The 1,472-nt window shown below is 33.8% G+C and carries 2 protein-coding genes; one reads left to right on the top strand and one right to left on the bottom strand.

Going from position 1 to position 1,472, the window contains the following annotated elements; genetic code table 11:
* Window positions 1-104 precede the first annotated feature (104 nt).
* On the bottom strand, window positions 105-707 hold the full coding sequence (locus IQ05_RS15310; RefSeq protein WP_144894331.1) for a DUF6985 domain-containing protein: 603 nt from the start codon (window positions 705-707) through the stop codon (window positions 105-107).
* A gap of 264 nt (window positions 708-971) precedes the next feature.
* On the opposite strand from IQ05_RS15310, the gene IQ05_RS15305 reads away from it, so the two are divergent.
* A complete protein-coding gene (locus tag IQ05_RS15305) occupies window positions 972-1,205 on the top strand; it encodes a hypothetical protein (protein ID WP_144894330.1) in 234 nt (77 codons plus the stop codon).
* Window positions 1,206-1,472 lie beyond the last annotated feature (267 nt).

The raw sequence follows: 1,472 nt of genomic DNA, 5'->3' as shown, positions 1-1,472 counted from the left end.
AACCTCGCTTAAAAATCCTTAAACGAGGTTGTTTTTTATGCTTATCTTGAAATTTTACTTTTTTAAGAGAGTTGCGCAACAGCTACGTGTGTTAGTGGCTGGCTTTATTTCCAAAACTTCCACCACTCAGTTTCAGTTTTATTTTCTTTTTGGTCAAATTGACTTAACAATTTATCTTCTGAATCGGGTTTTCCATAAGCGTCTGCTTCTGTCAAATGTCCGTCTTGGTCACTTATTCTCGTTAATTTCTTTCCTTGCCGAAATACAAGCTGAAGTCCGTGTTCCTGTTCCCAATCACATTCACAAGCAATTTGAATATAAATGTCTCGTTCATTGTAAGGGCGTCTCGTTACATAAATTTCAGATGGTTGAATGAAATTCCAAACTTCGTTTTTGTTTTTTATTTGTCTTAATGCTTCGTCCGCTGAGTCAATTTCAACTGCTTCTAAAAAGTCCATACAGTTTTTATAAGCAAGGTTGGAAATTGCGTTTCTAGCGTCAGAGTTTAATTTCAAAAAGGATGTCAAAGCTTGGTCAGCTTCGGCAATAAATGTTTTGTCGTGTTCGGGTTCAAAATCCATAAATATTATGGATAATTTTTCTTTGTCAAAAAACGGAATTTCAATTTCGCCACTTTTCCACCAATCAGAAAAATTTTCTTCTTGTCTTAGTTGTCCAATTATTTTTGAAGTAATTTCAATGCTCATCGTCTGTCGTTTTTTCTTAAGCTAGCCACTAACGTCCCGCCGCTTGGCGAGGTTGGGGACTAAATTAAGATTAATATTTCGGTTAAGCACAAAATTTCCAAATACAAAACCAACTTTAAATTAAGCCTAAAACCCCAATCTCGCCAAACGGCTGTTGTGCGTTCGGTTTTTTATTTATTTTGTTTTCCGATTAGTTCAATTTCGCTTTTCGTTTCTTCAACTTCTTTTCGTGTAAGTAAAAATGGTAATATTAAACCTAAAAAAATGAAAAATAAAGAATATTGCTTAAATGGTTCTACTCGTAAATATTCTGGAATTAGCGGATTTTGTGATGGACTTCCGATTCTCGAAATTAATATTAATAATCCAATACTAAAAGTTAACAAGCAAGTCAAACAAATAATTAAGTTGTCTTTCAGAATTTCGGATAAATTTTTCCGTTTTCTTTTTTCCGTTAACATTAAACCGCAAATTGGAATTGATGAGATTAAAAGATAATCAAAAGTATTTATGTCAACTCCGAAAAAGTAACCTGTCTTATTCTGTATAAATCCCGCTAGACCAAATACAGAAGTTGGGCCAACAAAGAAGTTCAATAATATGAATAACACAATTGAAATTGAGATTGATAAGTAAAGATGTTTTTTATTTAGATTATCCAACATTGGTTAGTTAATTTTCTGTTTGACTTCGGATTTTCTGCGTTCCGCTAAACTGACGCACAACGTCCCCGCGCTACAAGCAGTTTGGGACTAAATTAAGCCC

The organism is Flavobacterium tiangeerense, assembly GCF_007830355.1.
Taxonomy (GTDB): Bacteria; Bacteroidota; Bacteroidia; order Flavobacteriales; family Flavobacteriaceae; genus Flavobacterium; species Flavobacterium tiangeerense.
The sequence above is the reverse complement of the archived record's forward strand: the minus strand, read 5'-3'. Positions and strand labels throughout refer to the sequence as shown.